The 14,347-nt window shown below is 71.7% G+C and carries 15 protein-coding genes; 4 read left to right on the top strand and 11 right to left on the bottom strand.

The features are described from left to right. Positions 1–20 precede the first annotated feature (20 nt). Positions 21–1,622: an ATP-binding protein gene (locus Vau01_RS00075; RefSeq protein WP_203985460.1), complete on the top strand. Its 1,602-nt coding sequence runs from the start codon at positions 21–23 to the stop codon at positions 1,620–1,622. Positions 1,623–1,634: 12 nt separating this feature from the next. Here Vau01_RS00075 and gsmA read toward each other — a convergent pair whose 3' ends face one another. The 4 genes from gsmA to Vau01_RS00055 form a co-directional block, all read right to left on the bottom strand. Continuing rightward, positions 1,635–2,501, bottom strand: coding sequence for a sporangiospore maturation cell wall hydrolase GsmA (gene gsmA, locus Vau01_RS00070; protein ID WP_203985459.1), 867 nt, complete (start codon positions 2,499–2,501; stop codon positions 1,635–1,637). Positions 2,502–2,998: 497 nt separating this feature from the next. Then, positions 2,999–3,994, bottom strand: a complete 996-nt coding sequence (locus tag Vau01_RS00065; protein ID WP_203985458.1) for a zinc metalloprotease — start codon at positions 3,992–3,994, stop codon at positions 2,999–3,001. Positions 3,995–4,073: 79 nt separating this feature from the next. Beyond that, positions 4,074–4,706 carry a response regulator transcription factor gene (locus Vau01_RS00060; RefSeq protein WP_203985457.1) on the bottom strand — a complete coding sequence of 211 codons (633 nt, stop codon included), beginning with the start codon at positions 4,704–4,706 and terminating at the stop codon, positions 4,074–4,076. A gap of 45 nt (positions 4,707–4,751) precedes the next feature. Next, positions 4,752–5,618: a peptidoglycan DD-metalloendopeptidase family protein gene (locus Vau01_RS00055; protein ID WP_239151173.1), complete on the bottom strand. Its 867-nt coding sequence runs from the start codon at positions 5,616–5,618 to the stop codon at positions 4,752–4,754. A 246-nt stretch (positions 5,619–5,864) separates the two neighbouring features. Between Vau01_RS00055 and Vau01_RS00050 the strand changes: the two genes are divergently transcribed. The 3 genes from Vau01_RS00050 (at position 5,865) to Vau01_RS00040 (ending at position 9,262) form a co-directional block, all read left to right on the top strand. Next, a complete protein-coding gene (locus Vau01_RS00050) occupies positions 5,865–7,742 on the top strand; it encodes a sensor histidine kinase (protein ID WP_203985455.1) in 1,878 nt (625 codons plus the stop codon). Beyond that, a complete protein-coding gene (locus tag Vau01_RS00045) occupies positions 7,739–8,434 on the top strand; it encodes a response regulator transcription factor (RefSeq protein ID WP_203985454.1) in 696 nt (231 codons plus the stop codon). Before Vau01_RS00050 ends, Vau01_RS00045 begins: the two co-directional genes overlap by 4 nt. 99 nt (positions 8,435–8,533) lie before the next feature. Next, the gene (locus Vau01_RS00040) at positions 8,534–9,262 is read left to right on the top strand and encodes a hydrolase (RefSeq protein ID WP_203985451.1); all 729 of its coding nucleotides are present in this window, start codon (positions 8,534–8,536) and stop codon (positions 9,260–9,262) included. 10 nt (positions 9,263–9,272) lie between these two features. On the opposite strand, the gene Vau01_RS00035 is transcribed toward Vau01_RS00040, so the two are convergent. The 7 genes from Vau01_RS00035 to Vau01_RS00005 form a co-directional block, all read right to left on the bottom strand. Then, on the bottom strand, positions 9,273–9,722 hold the full coding sequence (locus tag Vau01_RS00035; RefSeq protein WP_203985448.1) for a deaminase: 450 nt from the start codon (positions 9,720–9,722) through the stop codon (positions 9,273–9,275). Further along, a complete protein-coding gene (locus tag Vau01_RS00030) occupies positions 9,722–10,360 on the bottom strand; it encodes a RibD family protein (protein WP_203985447.1) in 639 nt (212 codons plus the stop codon). The genes Vau01_RS00035 and Vau01_RS00030 overlap by 1 nt, the downstream gene beginning before the upstream one ends. A gap of 6 nt (positions 10,361–10,366) precedes the next feature. Continuing rightward, on the bottom strand, positions 10,367–11,782 hold the full coding sequence (locus Vau01_RS00025; RefSeq protein WP_239151171.1) for a glycosyltransferase family 2 protein: 1,416 nt from the start codon (positions 11,780–11,782) through the stop codon (positions 10,367–10,369). Next, on the bottom strand, positions 11,779–12,888 hold the full coding sequence (locus Vau01_RS00020; protein ID WP_203985446.1) for a HEAT repeat domain-containing protein: 1,110 nt from the start codon (positions 12,886–12,888) through the stop codon (positions 11,779–11,781). Before Vau01_RS00020 ends, Vau01_RS00025 begins: the two co-directional genes overlap by 4 nt. A 10-nt stretch (positions 12,889–12,898) precedes the next feature. Then, the gene (locus Vau01_RS00015; protein WP_203985445.1) at positions 12,899–13,273 is read right to left on the bottom strand and encodes a response regulator transcription factor; all 375 of its coding nucleotides are present in this window, start codon (positions 13,271–13,273) and stop codon (positions 12,899–12,901) included. A gap of 32 nt (positions 13,274–13,305) precedes the next feature. Further along, complete coding sequence (locus tag Vau01_RS00010; RefSeq protein ID WP_203985444.1) at positions 13,306–13,815, bottom strand: SRPBCC family protein; 510 nt, start codon at positions 13,813–13,815, stop codon at positions 13,306–13,308. 122 nt (positions 13,816–13,937) lie between these two features. Further along, on the bottom strand, positions 13,938–14,347 hold a 410-nt coding region (locus Vau01_RS00005), incomplete at its 5' end, for a proprotein convertase P-domain-containing protein (protein WP_203985443.1).

Here is a 14,347-nt window from a genome sequence, read left to right as displayed (position 1 = left end):
CCGGTAGCTGGCGGCGACTGGTGTCGGCGCTGTGGCGGTGCGCCGGTGCGGCGGTCACGTGGACCACGCACCGGCTGGTGCCGCGCATCGCGTCCGCGAGAACCGCCGCCGGCCGCGAGCGTGAGTTCACCGCGGCCGTGCTCGACGCGAGCGCCCTGCTTCTGGTCGTTCTCGACGGGGACGGCCGCATCGTCGCGTTCAACCGCCGCTGCGAGGAGCAGACCGGGCTGCGCGCGGCCGACGTGCTCGGCAAGCCGTTCTTCGACGTCGCACCGGCGCCGGAGGCGTCGACCGCCGACCCGCACACGATCCGCGCGGCGTTCACCCGGATCGCGGCCGACGACTTCCCGCTCACCTACGAGAACCACTGGGCGTTCGTCGACGGCCGGCGCCACGCGCTCGTGTGGCGGGCCACCGCCCGCACCGACCGGACCGGTGCGGTGACGCAGGTGATCGTCACCGCCGTCGACGTCACCGACCAGCGCGAGGCCGAACTGACGCTGGCACACGTGCTCGCCGCCGCGACCGACAACGCGATCATCGCGACCGGCACCGACGGCGTGGTCACGGTCTTCAACGCCGGCGCGGAGCGGATGCTCGGCTACGACGCCGAGGAGGTCGTCGGCTGGGTGTCGCCGTTGCTGTGGCACGAGCCCGACGAGATCGCCGCCCGGGCGGCGGCCATGGGGGTCGTGCCGGGGCCGGCGTTGTTCCGTCCGGCCGAGGAGATCGGCCCGCAGGAGTGGACGTTCGTGCGCAAGGACGGCTCGCGGCTGCCGGTCGTGCTGACCACCACCGAGATCCGTGACGACAACGGCGGCGTGACCGGGTTCCTCGGCGTCGCCCGCGACGTCACCCGCGAGCGGCGCGGCGCCGAGGCGATGCGGGCGGCGCTGGCCAGGGAGACCGCCGCCGTCGACCGGCTCCGCGAACTCGACCGGGTCCGCAGCGACCTCGTGGCCACCGTCTCGCACGAACTGCGCACGCCGCTCACCAGCATCCTGGGCAACGTCGAGCTCCTGACCGACGGCGACGCCGGCGCCCTCGGCGCACCGCAGGCCCGCCTGTTGGGCGCCGTCGAACGCAACGCGCGGCGGCTGCTGGCCCTGATCGAGGACCTGCTGATGCTGTCGCGGATCGAGGCCGGCGCGGTGAAGATCAACGCCCGTCCGGTGCACGTGCGGGCGATCGTCGGCGGTGCGCTGGAGGCGCTGCACTCGACCCGGGCCGGCCGCGGCGTCGAGCTGTCCGTCGACCTGCGGCACGAGCACCTGGTGGTGCTGGGCGACCAGGCCCAGCTGGAACGGGTCCTGATAAACCTGGTCGACAACGGCTTGAAGTTCACCCCACCCGGCGGCCATGTCCGGGTGACCGTCGACGGCGACGAGGAGGGGTTCGCCCGGCTGGTCGTCTCCGACACCGGGATGGGCATCCCGGGCGACGAGGTCGACAGCGTGTTCGAGCGGTTCTTCCGCTCCACCCGGTCGCAGGAGCGGGCCGCGCAGGGCACCGGCCTCGGGTTGGCGATCACGAAGTCGATCGTCGAACGCCACGGCGGCCGCATCTGGGCCGCCTCCGCGGGCGAGGGCACCGAGGTGACGTGCCTGCTGCCGCGCGCCTGAGGTCCGTGCGGTCTACGGCAGGTCGTACTGGTACAGGTTGTACTTGACCATGATGCCGACGAGCTTGTCGGTGTAGGTCAGGTCCGTCGCGTAGCCGGCCTTGTGGATCTCGGCGGCGAACTGGTTCGGGTTGTTCGGGTAGTTGAACGCCGCCTTGTAGCGGGTCAGCGTCGCCAACTGCTTGCCGTGGTCGCGGAACGAGTCCGTGGGGGAGTGGTAGACCCGGAACGTCGCGGTGGTGGTGAAGCAGGTCTGGGTGGCCTGGTCGCACTCCGTCGTCACGTAGTCGTGGCAACCGATCGCGATCGTGCCGGGGTTGCCGAAGCACTTCATGCCGAAGTAGTTGCGGTCGTTCACCGACAGCTTGCTCTTGCCCCAGCCCGACTCCAGAATGGCCTGGGCCAGGGTCACCGACGCCGGCACCTTGAACTCGTACTGGCTGGCCCGCGCCGGTGCCACCGCGGCGGCGAGGAACGCGGCGTTGCTCGTGGTGGCGAGCGGACCGGCCGGGGCCATCGGCGCCGTCACCGGCTCCGGGCACGCCGGGATCGTCGCGCTGGTCTGCACGTTGGCGTGCGCCAGGAACTTACCGGTCGACAACAGGTCCCACTGCGTGGAGTTGCCGACGGTCCCCTTCACGTACTGGCCGTTGACCCGGCACTTGATGACGACCCGGGTCTCGGCCCGCACCGTGTCGACCCGGCCGACCGCGTTGGTGGCGGACGCCCGGGTGGCTCCGTCGGCCTTGACGATCCCGGTGATCTCACCGGTACCGCCGTCGAAGGCCGGAGCGGCACCGGCGTCGATGGTCAGAACGGCGCCGGATGCGCACACGGCCAGGAGCGGACCGAGCAACAGGCGGCGGGCATTTCGGAACATCGTGGGCCTCCGACGGGGGGAACTGGTGAGTCCCTACCGTCGGTGTCGCGGGTAGCCCTGATCGGACCCGCGACGGTGCGCGATGGTTGCGGCGCGCCCTACCGGCGCGGCCGTCCTATGTAGACAGTTGCGGTCGAGTTGCCGCCGAGTACCCACCCGTCAAGGCGGCGTCGGCGCGCTTACGAGTTCGGCCGTGGTCGCGCCGCACTTGTGCGGACACCTTTTGTAGCCAGGACTGCAAAAAGTGCACGCCATCCATGCTGATCGAGGAAGAAAAGGCCTGTCAGGACAGGCCCACTCTTCCTCGATCACTTTGTCCGGCCACGCTCCGTGGCTGAGAGGCGATCCGAGCCCGGACCTGGGAGACAAAGGTCGGCCGGAACCGACGTTTCTCTCCCCAAAGTGCCGTGTCATTGCCGCGATTCACGTAGGCGCGGCAGAGCGCGCAAATCGCCCCCGGCAGCTGGATTGCCGAGGGCGAAAGCGCGAGAAGGGACCTACGTGGTGCCGTATTGGCCGCGGAGGGTTTGGTAGTCGCCCAACCCGAGGGCGCGGAAGCCGGTCGAGCAGGCGGCCAGGCCGTCGCTCATCGTCAGTTCGCCGTGTTCGGCGTACGAGACGTGACCCAGGCCGAAGACGTGGCCGAACTCGTGCGTCAGCGTCCCCTGCAGGTCCCAGCTGCCCGAGCACCCGGCCACCGGGTCCAGCGTGAACAGGCCCGGCACGTCGCTGATCCGCACGTCGGACTCCACCGTGCGCCCGCGCGACCACCATAGGCAGGTCAGCGCCAGCAGACCGCCGTCGAGGCGGCCGAACGCGACCACGTTGCGGTCGTCGCGGTCGCCGCAGGTGCCGTCGGCGTTGATGCCGGCGTCGCGGGTGGTCTCGCCGCTGTAGCGCTGTGACAGGGCCAGGTCGGCGGTCAGGCCGCAGCTGTTGCGGCCCTGGTCCACGGAGGTCGCGGCGGCGCGGACGGCGTCGCGGACCGGTTCGAACGCGCCGAGGTAGGCGGGCAGGCCGGCGACCCGCATCGTCCAGCGGTAGGGGCTCTGCCAGCGCATGCCGAGCCAGGCGCCGGCCGCGTCGCCGCACCGCACGCTGGCGGTCTCGGTGACGGCGCGGCCCATCCGCGACACCGGGGGCCGCGGTGCCGGCGCGCCGCCGGGTCGCCAGATCCGCGCGCGCACCGTCCCGTGGCGCCGTTCGACCGTCAGCGTCGTCGGGTGTCCGGTCCGCGCGGACCCGGCGGCCGTCACGGCCTCACCGTCCTTTTCGGGGACGCGCACCGCGAGCGGCCCGAAGCCGACGACCTTGCCGGCGAGGGCGCAGGCCCGGGCCGGAACGGGCGACTCGAGTGTCGCCGCCGACACCGTTCCGGCCGCGTCGACCGTGGGGCAACCGTCGGTCGACGGCACCGCCGGACCGATGCCGATCAATGCCGCGGCGGCCACGAGCGCGACCACGGTGGGGAGCAGGATCCCACGCCTCTTCATGATCTTTCATTGTGAGACGCGAGCGGCATCTTGTCCGGATTTCTCCAGTTTTCGCGAACGCGCCTCGGGGCGCGCTCGCTTATGCCGCAGCCGAGTCCAGGAGTCCCTGCGTCACCGCGGCCATCAGCGCCTGCGACCGGTTGTTGACGCGCAGCTTCGTGTACAGCCGGGCGACGTACGTCTTCACCGTCGCCTCCGACACCGCGAGCCGGTCGGCGATGCCGGGCAGGCTGATGCCGTCGCGCATGAGCGCCAGCACCTGGCGCTCGCGCTGGCTGAGCAGCCCGACCGACGCCCGCCGGCGGGCCAGCGCCGCGGCCAGGCCGACCGCGTTGAACGACCGGGGCGCCTGCGCCGCGTGCCGCACGGCCGCGAGCACGTTCGACGGCGGGGCGTCCTTGCTGACGAACGCCGAGAGGCCCTCGTCGAGTGCCCGGGTCATGGCGGCGTCGTCGCCGTTCGAGCTGAGCAGCACGAGGCCGAGGGTCGGGTCGGCGGCCCGGAGTTCGCGGGCCATGTCCCAGCCGTCGCCGTCGGGCAGGGCGGTGTCGAACATGACGACGGTGGGCCGGGTCTCCTCGACCAGGGCCCGTGCCTCGGCAACGGTTCCGGCCTCACCGACGAGTTCGATGTCGGCGATGCCGGCGAGCAGGCGGGTCAGGCCGAGCCGGATCAGGGCGTGTTCGTCCACAACGATCAGTCGGATGTTCATTGGGGGGACTCCTCGGGGGATGGAGCATTTCTGTGGGGGATGGGGTTACAGCGGTGCGCCTACGAACTGCATGAACGGGACGGGGTCGATGGCGTTCTCCCGGGTGGCCGGGTCGCCGAGGTGCACCTCGAAGTGCAGGTGCGGTCCGGACGAGTGACCGGAGGTGCCGACGAAGCCGAGCACCTGGCCGGACTCGACGGCGTCGCCCACCACGACCTCGGGTTGGCGGACCATGTGGCAGTACCGGGTGGTGATGCGATCGGGGTGCACCACCTCGACGTACCAGCCGCAGCCGCGGATGCCGGGTGAGCCGTCGACGTCACAGGAGGGGCCGGAGGTGTTGCAGCGCACCGTCACCACGACGCCGGCGGCCGCCGCGACGATCGGCGTGTTGCGCGCCTGCGGCAGGTCGACGCCGTCGTGCTCGGGCCGGCCGACGGTTCGGAAGCCGCCGACCTCGGTCGGCGGGACGGGCAGCGTCCACAACGGCTTGTTCTGCTCGAACGTCGCCGCCGGTCCGGTGAGCGGGTACACCGATCTCGCCGGGCCGATGCCGCGGTATGCCGCCGCGGGGCCGGCCGGCACCACGGTCGGCGCGCACGCCGGTACGGCGATGTTCCTGTCGCGCTTGATGAACGCGTCCGACACGTAACGGCCGTTGGTCAGCCGGTCCCATCGGTCGGTGCTGCGCACGCGTCCCTTGATGCGCTCGTCGCCGCGGACCTGGCACACGACGCTGACCTTCGCCTTGTTCCTGAGGAACTCGACGTGGGCCGAGCCGGCCGTGGCCGCGACCCGGACCGCCAGGCTGCCCTTGACCACGACGGTGCCGGCGACGGCCCCGTTGGCGGTGGCGGAGGTGGGTTCGCCGAACAGGGCCGCTGTCGCGCCCGCGAGGGCAACGAACAACACACCGAAACCGCGAGCACGTCCCATAAGACAGCCTTCCGTCCGGTGACAAGCCCCGACCGGTCGGTCGGGTGCAGCCCACAGCACCGAGCCGAGGCTCGGAAAAGTCGGGCACTTGTCGAGGTTCGCTGGCCGAGAGCGCTACAGCGGTCCCCGCCGGATGCGAACGGGTTGCCGAGTACGTCCGGAATTTACCGTACAACCCATGACACTAGGTAAGAATGGGACGCACAAAGAGTGAGGAGAACTGTGCGCGGAGACACCGATCACGGCTCAGCCGCCGAACTCGTGGCACCGGCTGCCACCGAGTTGATCGATCGCGCCGAGCGGGCCACGACGATGGTCGAGGTTCAGGCGCTCCTCCCGGACGTGCGCCAACTGCCCGGCGTGCGCGGCGCCGGCTTCACGCTCGCGGGCCGGCCCGGCGCGGGCGGTCGGCCGGAGCTCACCGCCTCCCGGCCGGTCGGACCGCTCGAATGGCGGCAGACGCTGCGCGCCGACCTGTCCGACCCGGAGGCGCACCGGCTGGCCCGCGGCGCCCTCGACGCGATCGTCGACGCGGCCGGCCGCGCCCTGCGGCTGCCCTGCCGGGCGGTGCCCGAGCACCCGGGGCCGCCGGTCGGGCTGCACGGGGTGCTCTCCCGGAACGCCCGGGCCCTGATCGTCGTGATCGACCCCGCACACGGCTGGACCCCGCTGTCGGAGTCGTTCGGCAGCCTGCTCGGCTACGACCGGGAAAGCCCGCCCACCGACAACCTGCTCGACCTGATCCACCCGGAGGACCGGCCGGACGCGATCGGCACCTTCATCGCCGCCTGCGCCGGCGAGACGCCGCCGAGCAGCGTCGACCTGCGGATCCGCACTGCGGCCGGCAACTGGCGCCGGTTCGAGTTCGCGGTCCGCAGCTTCGTCGACGTGCCGGACGCCGGTGTCGTCGCCTACTTCGGGCTCGACGTCACCACCCAGCGGGCCGCGGAACGCGCGTTGCGGGTGGAACGGGGGAGGCTGCTGTCGCTCGTCGAGACGCTGCGCGACGGCATTCTCCTGATCGACGAGGACCAGCGCGTCACCGTCGCGAACTCGGCGTTCCGCCGCATCCTCGGCATGGCCGACCCGGTGCAGGTCGGCGGCGAACGGGGCTGGCCGCGGCTGCTGGCCAAGCTGCAGCCGCTGTTCGGCGCCGGGGTCACCGACGCCGTGCGCCTGCGCGACATCGTGGCGGCGCGCCGGGCCGTGATGGGCGAGGAGGTCGAGCTCGCCGACGGTCGCGTGGTCGAACTCGACTTCGTGCCGCTGGAGAGCGAGGGCGGGCACCGCGGCACGCTGATGCACCTGCGCGACGTCACCTCGAAGGTGGCCGTGCGGCGCGGCCTGGAGGAGCGCAACCGCGGCCTCGCCGAGGCCGCGGCCCTGAACAACCAGTTCGTGGCGACCGTCGCGCACGAGCTGCGCGGTCCGCTCTCGTCGGTGGTCGCCTTCGGTCACCTGCTCGGTGACGCGAGCAGCGGGCTGCTCAACGACGAACAGCGGCAGTACCTCGACGTCATCGACCGCAACGCCAACCGGCTGCTCCGCCTGATCGAGGACCTGCTCCTGCTGTCCCGCCTGGAAGCGCGCACCCTGCACCTGCGGCCGGCCCCGGTGCGCCTGCCCGACCTGGTGCGTACCGCCGTGACCGAACGGCTGCCGGCGGCCGAGAACGCCGGCCTGCGCCTGGTGGTGGAGACGCACGACGGCCCCGAGCTGACGTGCGACGAGACCCGGCTGCACCAGGTGATCGACAACCTGCTGAACAACGCGCTGAAGTTCACCCCGGCCGGCGGGTCGGTCACGGTCCGGGCGCAGCCCGTCTCCACCGGCTGGCAGCTGTCGGTGGGCGACACCGGCGTGGGTATCCCGGCCGCGGAGCTGGCCCGGGTGTTCAGCGCGTTCTTCCGGGGCTCGAACACCGCGGCGGGCGGCCAGCCGACCCCGCCCGGCACCGGGCTCGGACTGGTGGTCAGCCGGGCCATCGTCGAACTGCACGGCGGCACCATCCAGGTCGCCAGCACCGAGGGCGCAGGCACCACGGTGACCGTGACCCTTCCCACGCGTCCCGCACGTCGCACACATGGAGGTTCGTCATGAGTCGTCTTTTGGTCGTTGAGGACGATCCGGACATCGCCCTCGCTCTGCGACTGCTGCTGCAGCGGGCCGGCCACCAGGTCGCGCACGCCAAGGACGGCCGGGCCGGCCTCCGCGACGCCTTCAACGAGCGGCCGGAGCTGGTGATCCTCGACATCGGCCTGCCCGGCATGGACGGCTGGCAGGTGCTGGAACGCCTGCGCGACATCTCCGACGTGCCGGTGTTGCTGCTCACCGCGCACGGCCAGGAGTCGGACAAGGTGCGCGGCCTGCGCGGCGGCGCCGACGACTACCTGACCAAGCCGTTCACCAACGCCGAACTGGTGGCCCGGGTGGAGGCGCTGCTGCGCCGGTCGGGCACCACCGCGTCGTGGGCCGACGAGGTCTACGACGACGGGACGTTGCGGATCGACCCGGCCGCCCGGCGCGCGTTCGTGTCCGACGCGGAGGTCCGCCTGACGCCGACCGAGTTCCGGTTGTTGAACGTGCTCGTGCGGCACGCGGGCGCGGTGCTGTCGCCGAACCAGTTGCTGGCACAGGCCTGGGACGACCCGACCGGCATCGGCCCCGAGCGGGTCAAGTTCGCCGTGCTGCGGCTGCGCCGCAAGCTCGGCTGGACCGACCCGGAGGCGAGCCCGATCGAGAGCGTGCGCGGCTTCGGCTACCGGTACCGGCGGCCGGCCCCCGTGCAGTAACCACCTTTCGGCAACGTCGCGGGTCACCGAACGGCACGGGTCGGTCCGGAGTATTGGTCAGGCAAGCCACCGCCCCTGCCAACACACGGATGTGTACCCATGATCGATCTGAGCCGCGACGCCCACGTCCACACCGCCTACGCGGCCGGCCACGACAGCGTCAGCATCGTCGTCGCGGCCGCCGAGGCGGCCGGCATCACCGAGCTGACGTTCGCCGACCGGGTCGGGTCGGACACCGGTTGGCTGCCCTCGTACATCGCGACCATCCAGCGGGCGCAGAAGCGCACCGACGTGATCCTCCGGCGCGGTGTCGAGGTCGAGGCCATCGGCGTCGACGGCTGGCTGGCGTTCCCGTCCGACCTCGGCCAGCTGGAGATCATCTCGCTGGCCGTCTCCCGGCTGCCCACCCCGGCCGGCCTGCTCGGCCCCGACCTCGTGCGGGCCCAGCTCGACAGCGGCGTCCTGGCCGCCGACGAGGTCGCCGCCCGGCTCGTCGGCGTGCTGTGCCTGGCGATGGAGCGCGTCGGCCGCTACGCCCCGACCACCCTGGCCCGCCCGCTGGAGTTCCTGGCCGAGGCCGGTATCGCGGAGTCCACTGTGGACGATGCCATCCTCGCCACGCTCGCCGACGCCTGCCGCGGTACCGGTACCGCCGTCGAGCTGAGCGAGCGGCACCGCCTGCCCACCCGCCGGGTGGCCGGGGCGATGGCCGCCGCGGGCGTGAAACTGGTGGCCGCGAGCGATGCCTACACCGCCCGTGACGTGGGCCGCTGGCAGTACCTCGAAGAGCTGGCCGCCGACCTCTCCGAGGCACCGCTGTCGGTCTGAGGCAACGCCGTCAGCGGCGCACGTCGCCGAACAGGTGCGCGTTCACCGCGCGCACCGCGTCCGAAAGCTCGTTCATTTCGACCACCTCGACCCCGGCGGCGCGCAACATTCCCGCGCCGCCGCCGGGCGCGAGCGTCGGTGGTTCGCGCATCGCGAACACCACGCGGCCGATCGCCGTTTCGGCGATCAGCCGCGCGCACGGCACGGGTCGCGACGTCCGTACCCCGCACGGCTCGAGCGACGAATACAGCGTGGCGTCCGCAAGATCATTTAATGTGACGCGTGCCAGCGCCGCCTCCTCCGCATGCGCCGTCGCCTCCGTCTCGCGGGAGTAGCCGCGGGCCAGTTCCACCCCGGCCGACGACACGATGATCGCGCCGACCGAGTACGCGGCGTAACTCGGCAGGCAGTGCCGCGAGTGCTCGATGGCCGTCCGCAGCCACTCCTCGTCGGTCTTCATCACGGTCTTTTCCAGGGCCGGCCGTAGGTGAGCACGGCCATGTCGCCGACCCGGTCCATCGCCAGCAGGGTGAGGCGGCCGGGCGGGAACGTGGCCGGCTCGACGAACCGGGTGCCGCCGCCGACCAGGATCGGCGCGACGGCGAGCTGGAGCTCGTCGGCCAGCCCGCCGGACAGGAACGCGGTGTGCATCGCGGTGCCGCCCTCGACCAGCAGCCGCTCCACGCCGCGGCCGGCCAGGTCTTCGAGCAGCGCGGGCAGGCCGTCGGCGGCCACGATCGTGGCCGGGAGGTCCGCGGTGGTTCCGGGTGGCACGTAGACGATCCTCGCCGCGTCGCCCGCCGTGAAGAAGGCGGCGTGCGGGTCGAGGTCGCCGGTCGTGGTGAGCGTCACCTTCGTCGGGTTCTCCGGCTTTTTCCGACGCTTGCGCTCGGCCCGACGCGTCGCGCTGCGGACCAGCAGGCGCGGATTGTCGGCGCGCACGGTGCCGGCGCCGACCAGGATCGCGTCGCAACCCGCGCGCAGGGCGTCGACCCGGTCGAGGTCGGCCGGGCCGGAGAGGATCAGCCTCTCGTCGGTGGCGTCGTCGATGTACCCGTCGAGGGACATCGCGCAGCTGAGGATCACGTGCGGCCGCATCGGCTCCTAGCGTGCCTCATGGAAGCCGGTGCGCGTCATCACACCCCACACCTGGCGTTTCTTCCGGATCGCGGCCCAGGCGCCCATCACCCGCCACACCGCCGTCAACTGGCGGTAGCCGATGTTCTCCAGAGCGCTCGCGACGGTCGCGTAGGCGAGGTCCTTCCAGCCCGGGTAGCGGGCGAACGTGAACTCCTCGACGGCGAGCGCGATCAGGTTCACCACCATCGCGTAGCCGTAGGCCACGAGGAGGAACTTCAGCGCGAAGTCGACGTTCACCGCGCCGACGGCGAAGCCGAGCGGCACCATCACCAGCCCGGCCAGCTCGATCACCGGCGCCAGGAACTCGAACAACACGTAGTAGGGCATCGCTATGAGCCCGATCCGGCCGTACCGCGGGTTGGCGAGCATGCGGCGGTGCTTCCACAGGATCTCGGAGATGCCGCGGTGCCACCGGCGCCGCTGCCGGCCGAGCACCCGCGCCGTCGACGGCGCCTCGCTCCACGACACCGGCTCGGCGACGAACACCACGCGGTAGTCGCGCCGCTGCTCGCGCATGTGCCGGTGCAGCCGGACCACCAGTTCGGCGTCCTCGCCGATCGTGTCGTGGTCGAGCCCGCCGATCTCCACGACCAGGTCGCGGCGGAACATGCCGAACGCGCCGGAGATGATGAGCAGCCCGCCGAGCCGCGACCAGCCGGTGCGCCCGAGCAGGAACGCCCGCAGGTACTCCACCACCTGCACCCGGGGCAGCCACTTCGGCGGCATCCGGACGTCGACGATGCGGCCGGCGACGACGCTGCAGCCGTTGGCCACCCGGATGACCCCGCCGGTGGCGGCGGTGCGCAGCGGGTCGTCGGCGAACGGCTTGGCCACGGTCAGGAGGGCCTGCGGGTCGAGGATGGAGTCGGCGTCGACCATGCACACCAACGGCTGCCGGGCGAGGTTGATGCCGGTGTTGAGCGCGTCGGTCTTGCCGCCGTTCTCCTTGCGCACCACGATCAACGGCTCGGGCCGCAGGCGGGGCACGTAGACGCCGACCACCTTGCCCTTGGTAGGCACCTCGTTCGGCACGACGCGGGGCGTCTCGATGAGGTCGAACTCCTCTTTCAGCCGGTCGAAGGTCCTGTCGGTCGAGCCGTCGTCGATGACGATCACCTCGAGCTGCGGGTAGCGCAGCGCGAGCATCCCCTGCACCGACGCGACGATCCCGGCCTCCTCGTTGTGGGCCGGCACGAGCACGGAGACGCCCGGGGTGAGCGGGCTGCGGTACATGTCCTCCAGGCCGGCGAACGGCTGGTGCCGCAGGTGCCGGACGAACTCGGCCGCGGCGAGCACGATGAGGATCAGGTAACTCGTGTTGATGACGAGGAAGTAGGTGAGGATCGCCACGTCGGTGATGCGGAAGAAGTCCTGGATCACCGCGCTGCCCCGGCCAGCGCGTCTTTCCGCAGCTCCGCGAGGTGGGCGGCGCTGAGCGCCTCGCGGGCGTGCCCGCCCGGGGTCTCGGCGTTCAGCGGCTCGTCGTCGGCCTCGTCGACCGCCTTCTCCAGCTCGCTCCGCCCGGCCACGCCCAGCTTCAACAGCGCCCGCGCCGACTCGTGGGCCACCTCGTACTCGTCGTCGGCGAGCAGCGCCGCAAGCGGCTGCGCCGCAGCCGGCGCCCCCAGCTCACCGAGCGCCTTCGCCGCCTCGGCCCGCAACTGCTTGGCGTGGCCCGGCTCGACCGCCTCCAGCAGCGGCGCCAGCGCCGACCGCGGACCGAGCCGGCCGAGCGTGCGGGCGGCCCGCACCCGGACCTCCAGCGACAGGTCCGAGCGCAGCGCGAACTCCACCTGCTTGGCGGCGCCCACCGCGCCGATCAGGCCGAGCACCTCCAGCGCGGTGGCGCGGACCAGTTCGGAGTGGTGCAGCATCCCGGCCGAGAACGCGGCCTGCGCGCCCAGCCCCAGCCGAACGAGCGCGTGCGCGGCGATCTGCGGCGGCACGGCGTTCCGGCCGTCGAGCGAGTCGAGCAGCGGGATCGCCGCGGCCGGGTCGGCGATGCGGCCGAGCGACCGGGCGGCGACCACCCGGACGTCGGGGTCGCGGTCGCGGAGCAGCGTGCACAGCGCGGGGACGGACGCCGGGTCACCGAGGTTGCCGAGCACCTCGGCGGCGCGGGCCCGGGTCACCGGTCCGCGCGCGGTGAGTTCCCTGAGCGCGCGGTCGCCGGCACCGCGCCGCTTGAACACGGTGACGAGGCTCGTGTGCGCCTCCCCCCGCACCTTGCCGAGCATCCCGACCGCGGCCGGCTCGACGGCGTTCCAGGTGCGCTGGTCGACGGCGACCAGTTGGTCGAGGAGCGTCTCGTCGTCGTCGCCCGCCGTCAGCCGTACCAACAGCTTGCGCGCGGGTGCGGCGAGCCGGGCGCGGCGGGCCGTCAACTGCCTCTTCGTCACGCGTCCCAGCACGGTGATCGCGCCGAACAGCAGCGCCGCGGCCATCAGCGCGGCGAGCGCGATCGCCGCGGCGTGCGCAAGCGTCATGCGTTGGCGCTCATGCTTTGGCGCGCGACAGTACGGCCTCGACCCGGCTCACGAGTTCCTTGGGACTGAACGGCTTGACGACGTAGTCGTCGGCGCCGGCGCCGAACCCGATCTGGACGTCGCCCTCCTGCGCGCGGGCCGTCAGCAGGATCACCGGCAGCTGGGCGGTGGCCTCTTCGGCGCGCAGCGCCCGGCACACGTCGATGCCCGACAGCCCCGGCATCATGACGTCGAGCAGAGCGAGGTCGGGTGGCCGGTTACGGGCGGCTTCCAGTGCGGAGAGTCCATTGTCGACCGCGGTGACGTCGAAGCCCGCCGCCTCGAGCTTAAACAGCACGAGCTCCCGAATGTCCTCGTCGTCATCGGCGACCAGGATCGCGGTCATCGAACCCCCTTTTCCCCGCTATTTGTCCAACTCTAGGCAGCGGGTCCCTGCCGTGCTCCGCGTTCCCCGGTACTGGTGCGCCCGATCATGCGCTGTTCACGCCAGTTCGACCGGTGCCGGTTGAGGGTCGGCGGGCGCTCGTTCACGAAGTGGCCCAGCGGCGGGTGGTCCCGCTCGACCTGGCGCTTGAACTCCGGCAGGTCGGCCGCGAGCCCGTCGACGATCGTCGCCGGCCCGTTCAGCTCGGCGGTCACCAGGCATCGTTGCGGGGAAAGTGGCTGGATCGTGACGGTCTCCGTGCAGTCCGGGCCGTCGACGCTGTGCCACTGCAGCAGGCGGTCGGGCTCCCGCAGGTCGAGCCGGGCGGTGAAACTCTCGCCGGGGAGATCCCACCGCAGCGTGTCGTCCGACAACGCGAGCACTTCACGTACCTGATGCCGAAACAATGGATACTCTTCGATGCGACACATCCGCTCGTACGCGATGTGCGCGGGCACTGCGATCTCGACCGTGCGCCGCACGGCCGCCCCCCGGGTCTCCATTCTGAACACGGTACGTCTCACACTCGCGTTTGCCTACAAAAGGTAAAAGTCAGGCAATCACTGGGTCTGCTGATACGCAAAGGGCGCCTCCGGCTCGGTGGAGGCGCCCTTGTTTTGGTTGTTCAGACGGTGAGATTCCAGGTGTCGAGAGTGCCGGTGTCGCCGGCGAACGCGTCCTGCACCCGCAGTTTCCAGGTGCCGGCGCGGACCTCGCCCGACAGGTTGACGGTGTAGACCGCGTTGAGGTTGGCCACGTCGTCACCGGAGGTGGCGGTCTTCAACTGGTATTGCGTGCCGTCCGGGGCGATCAGGTAGACGGCCAGGTCACCGCGATCGGTGTGGCGGGCGCTGACCTTGACCACGGCGGCAGCGGAGCCGTTGCCTGCCGCGTTCGCGACGGTGATGGGGCTTTCGACGGTGGCGCGGTCAGCGATCGGGAACGCGGTGGGGTTGATGATGTAGACGGTGGTTCCCGCCGGTGTGGTCGGGACCGCGGGCTTGATGTTGCCGGTGTAGACGAGTTTGTTCGGGG

The sequence above is a fragment of the Virgisporangium aurantiacum genome (assembly GCF_016863635.1).
GTDB classification, from domain to species: domain Bacteria; phylum Actinomycetota; class Actinomycetes; order Mycobacteriales; family Micromonosporaceae; genus Virgisporangium; species Virgisporangium aurantiacum.
This window is presented reverse-complemented; position numbering and strand designations above follow the sequence as displayed.